The following is a 4,212-nucleotide window of genomic DNA, read 5'->3' on the forward strand; positions in this document are numbered from 1 at the left end:
AGATTTAAACTGGATTGGCGTCGTTGTGCCTCCAAAATACCCGCTTGTGTCACTTCCCTTGTGCCAATGAATTCGGGCGATAAACCCGTCACCTGATTAATTGCTTCCTTAGCTTCATTAAACAGCTGGAAAAAGCCTTGTGGAAACTGTGCTACAGGCTTTGGTTGTATTTTACCTTGTGTCAATGCGTTAGGTTTAACCCATGTAATACTGTCTGACCGGCTTAAACTTTTTGCTGCTTCTCTCTCATCCTTAAATGCACCACTCTCTGCCATTATCCCGCCTTTGGATTGGCTATTGAGGATATACATCACTTGACTAAAATATTTATTCGCCCACCGTTGCGGGTCTTTCGTCGGACGTACAACACCGTAAAACTGACGTTCTATCTTATCAAAATAACCAGTAATACACTCCCAACCCAATTGACCAGCTGGAACCATGGGTTGATCGGGCGATTCAAGCAATTTTCTCCCTAAAAAAGCACGCCTTACAACCTTTTTATTGAAAGCTGCCCCTTGAATATTAGGCATCATGCATTGGAACCGCTTAAATTCCTCTTCGCTATAGTCACGAAGTTCCCCCGTTTCTAAATCAGGTGCCTTGTAATATCGCTCGCTTTCAAACCAACGGCATTCAACAAGCGTGACCATCCGACGACCATTTTCAACATCAATGCTCCCCTCATCACTGTAATAATCAAGATCATTATGGTGAACACCTTCATGAGAACTCCCATCCCTTGCCCAATCTGCACTCAGCTCTGTCCAATGAGATTTGGGAAACATCTGCTTGGCTACTTCCAAAGGCTTGCGGTCCACATACCACAAACGTTGCGCATCGGTTAAGTTCGGTTGCACCGCTGCACTGTCCCAAACCATTTTTAAAGGATCTAAACGCGTAATTACCGGTTCACCATCAAAGCTGTTTTCATAATCAAGCCGCGTATCGGTCCAGCCCATGCCACAAATAACCGCATCTTGGAAAGCATCACTATCAGCATATTCTGCATGCGCCATGTCCCGAAACCATTCTGCCGCACCGGTAAGCAATTCACTAGGCAATGCCTTACCTACTTGACGTGGAATAAACTGCACTTCGCGCTTGTTATTGCGCTCTGACCCCACAACGGCATTGACCAATGGGGCAATACGATTAAAGGTCATAACGGGGCGGCGTTGCTCTTTTAACGCCGCTAAATCAGCCTCATTCCACTGATCACCATTGTAAAAACGAAAATCCTCCCGCGCATGTTCACGCCATTTATTCACACGCTCCACATCTTCTTTGTACCAACTGACAAGCTTGCGAAATAAGCCTTCTGTCGACAAATCTGATGCGTTACTTTCTTTATCTAAATGCTCTTCATCATACATCATTCTGCCATCCATGAGGTACTCTCATATTCCGTTCTGCCGCTATAAGCTGGTCGCCTTTGTATCGTCGGAGGTTCTTCATAAGCCACGCACATCAATCCAAAGGCATCTGCTCCATGACTGGACCAATCATGCTCTGCTCCCAAGCCAATATTGCGCTTCTCATCCCATTTCTCATGATACCAATTCAGCGCCTTACGCCCTGCTACCGTCGTCTTTTCATTGAACCAAACAGACGGCAAAATACGACGCACCGCCTCTATACGCATCTTAACCGCCCCTGCTCCCTGATTGGGAACAACCTGTGTTTCAAAGCCCGCATCATTTAAAGCACTCTCAAAACTCACATTGTGCACACGGTCTCTGGTCGCACCATCATGGGGCAAAACCATCAGTGCCTTCTCATAACCATTTTGACGTAACCAGCCTATATGTTCCGATAAAGGCTGTCCCTGTGCTTCGTAATAATTAAGCACTCTGATTTCTCGACCAACAAATTGCGCTATCCATATCGCTGTGGCATCTGCCTTGGCACCCGTGCCCCCAATATCCCAAAAAGCACGTATTTGCATTAAAGGGTCACGAGCAACACGCCCTATCCGCCCCTCTTGCTCAGCTGCCAACATTTCCTTTTGATAATAAGCACCCTGAACCGCTGTAAGATAAGCCCCCTCCCAAATATGCTTATAAGTCTCGGGGCGGTTTCTAAGATCATCAAGCCGCGCTTCATTCAAGATCTTGGGAAACTTCGGATTGTCTGACCAGTTGATCTCAACACGCTTAATTGCCTCATTGTCTGAAAAGCGAAACCGCTTCTCAACGGGGGCATTCTCACGCAACGGGTTCCATGTCACCCATAACTCTGCTCTCCACCCCTCTCCCTCTTCTCGCAAAGTCGGTATAAGCGTTTGCCAAGCCGTCTCTGTCACCGGCTCCGCCTCATCAACCCAACAAAGCAAAATACGCCCCATAGACTTGATACTAGCTATATTGCGGTCAAGACCAGAAAACTGAAAGGCTATACGACCATCTATCGACTTAATCGACGACTCCCCAACCTTGTAATAGTCCTTTAAAAAGTCATGCGCTTCAATGGCGCGCTTAATTTCCTCCAATGAACTTTCTGCCAAAGAATTCTGAAACTGCCGTGCACAAAGTATAGTGCCCGATATCCCTTGCATACCAAATTGATAGCCTTTTAAAGCAGCCATCAAGGCAAATGATCTTGTCTTTCCAGACCCTCGTCCACCCCAAGCCGCACGCACCAAAGCCTTATCTGTAAAAATCGGTATAAGCTTTGGAACAATATTAATCTGTCGTGTTGTCATTGACCAAAGGCGCGATTTCTACACGCGTTATCACCTTAACGGCTCCCCCATCTTCCCCAGTCACCTGTAAAGGCAACACCTTACCAAGCAACGCTAAATAAGCCGCTGGACATTCCATAGCCTGCTTTTCCAAATAGGAGATCAAACCATCATTGCCAATTTTATTCCCAGCATTCTCAGCAGCCTTAACCACTGCTTCTTTTAAAATGCGCGTCATTTTATTGGGAATACCTTTGACACGCCCTTGACCTGCCTTTGGGGGTATACGCTTTTTAATGGGTTGTGGAGCCTGCTGTGTATTTTCTGATGTCATAAAATACGCCCTCCAGATAATAAAAAACCCCGCATTTGCGGGGATTTCAAACTGCACTGCCCCTCGTCTAGATACAGTACGACCAGTGCCGTATTTGTCATTAAATACGATTTGCAACACATTGTCAACACTAAAATGACACACATTGATACATTAAAAGGGAATCAATTAAACTGCAATGTAGAAATATTAACAATACACATGGTAGTACGTAATGATAGTAAATGAAGATGATTACTATGGAATTCTTGGTGTAAGCTACGAATGCAATGATAAGCAGCTAAAATCTGCTTTTCGTAAGTTAGCTATGCAATACCATCCTGATCATAATTCCAGTAACGACGCTGAACAAAAATTCAAAAAAGTTTGCGAAGCTTATGAAGTTCTTAAAAATCCTGAAAAGAGAGCTGCTTACAATCAATTCTATCATGAAACTTTTAAATATAATCACAAAACTTTTGCAAGTAATAAAAGCCGAGATAATATAGGTTTAGTGTTAATATCACCTTTTAAAAAAATAGCTTTCTTTGTCATTGCTCTAATACTATTTTTCGTAACATATGTTGGCGGTACCATTATTATATTTCGGTATTTTGATTAGAGGAACTTAATGAAGCAATGATAATAGAGTGGTCTGTAAATGTCTCTTCCGATTAACATACTCTGGCGATTTAGGTTAAAGATTCCTGCGTTTTTATTTGCAATAATGACCACCTTAGCTGTTATTGCCATTCCCTTCATATTCTATTGATAGTTATTTTTGCAAAAAGTGCTTCTGAAGCATATTGAGAGCAACGCGCAATGAATTCACAAGGTGGGGTAGCATTTGATCTTCTATAACGAGGTACTGTAGCGCAGCATGAAGATTATACTGTCTATAGAGGCATTGGGCTTCTTTTACTGCCTCTTTCACGGCTTGATAGTGATTTGTTGCTTTTTGAACCCATTGTTCAAAGCTATCTGGATCTGAATTTGTAGACACATCATCATAAATAGCATTAGGCAAGCCCTTTGCACAAAGGTAATTATTCCTTATCTGTAGATATTGCTGGGCGGCGTCATATTGCTCTTGAGTAAGCACACCTTGCAAACAAAGTCGCCCTATGTAAGACCCAGAAAGTGGATTTTTTGCCTCTTGTAGCGTTAAACCGAAGCGCTTTGCACGCATTTCTATTGCCAATTTATCAACGGCTTC

4 protein-coding genes and 1 pseudogene are annotated in these 4,212 nt (G+C 43.5%); 1 reads left to right on the forward strand and 4 read right to left on the reverse strand.

Translation table 11 applies throughout. The features are described from left to right. The 3 genes from ACFIKB_RS08915 to ACFIKB_RS08925 all read right to left on the reverse strand — a co-directional run. Positions 1-1,391: portal protein (locus ACFIKB_RS08915; protein WP_375653386.1), on the reverse strand; the 1,391-nt coding region annotated here is incomplete at its 3' end. Next, the gene (locus ACFIKB_RS08920; protein WP_375653388.1) at positions 1,376-2,704 is read right to left on the reverse strand and encodes a PBSX family phage terminase large subunit; all 1,329 of its coding nucleotides are present in this window, start codon (positions 2,702-2,704) and stop codon (positions 1,376-1,378) included. The genes ACFIKB_RS08920 and ACFIKB_RS08915, both read right to left, overlap by 16 nt. Next, positions 2,685-3,017 carry a hypothetical protein gene (locus ACFIKB_RS08925; protein ID WP_375653389.1) on the reverse strand — a complete coding sequence of 111 codons (333 nt, stop codon included), beginning with the start codon at positions 3,015-3,017 and terminating at the stop codon, positions 2,685-2,687. The genes ACFIKB_RS08920 and ACFIKB_RS08925 overlap by 20 nt, the downstream gene beginning before the upstream one ends. A 214-nt stretch (positions 3,018-3,231) precedes the next feature. On the opposite strand from ACFIKB_RS08925, the pseudogene ACFIKB_RS08930 reads away from it, so the two are divergent. Then, positions 3,232-3,465: pseudogene (locus tag ACFIKB_RS08930) on the forward strand (DnaJ domain-containing protein); the annotation flags it as partial. A gap of 306 nt (positions 3,466-3,771) precedes the next feature. Here ACFIKB_RS08930 and ACFIKB_RS08935 read toward each other — a convergent pair. After that, positions 3,772-4,212, reverse strand: a 441-nt coding sequence (locus tag ACFIKB_RS08935) for a hypothetical protein (RefSeq protein WP_375653392.1), incomplete at its 5' end; no start/stop codon positions are given.

Origin of the sequence: Bartonella sp. MR110HLJHH, from assembly GCF_042194225.1 — a bacterium.
Classification (GTDB): Bacteria; Pseudomonadota; Alphaproteobacteria; order Rhizobiales; family Rhizobiaceae; genus Bartonella; species Bartonella grahamii.

What these genes read in the sequence shown, in the direction of transcription:
- ACFIKB_RS08925 (WP_375653389.1), bottom strand. Translation starts at nt 3,017, where the DNA reads ATGACATCAGAAAATACACAGCAGGCTCCACAACCCATTAAAAAGCGT.
- ACFIKB_RS08920 (WP_375653388.1), bottom strand. Translation starts at nt 2,704, where the DNA reads ATGACAACACGACAGATTAATATTGTTCCAAAGCTTATACCGATTTTT.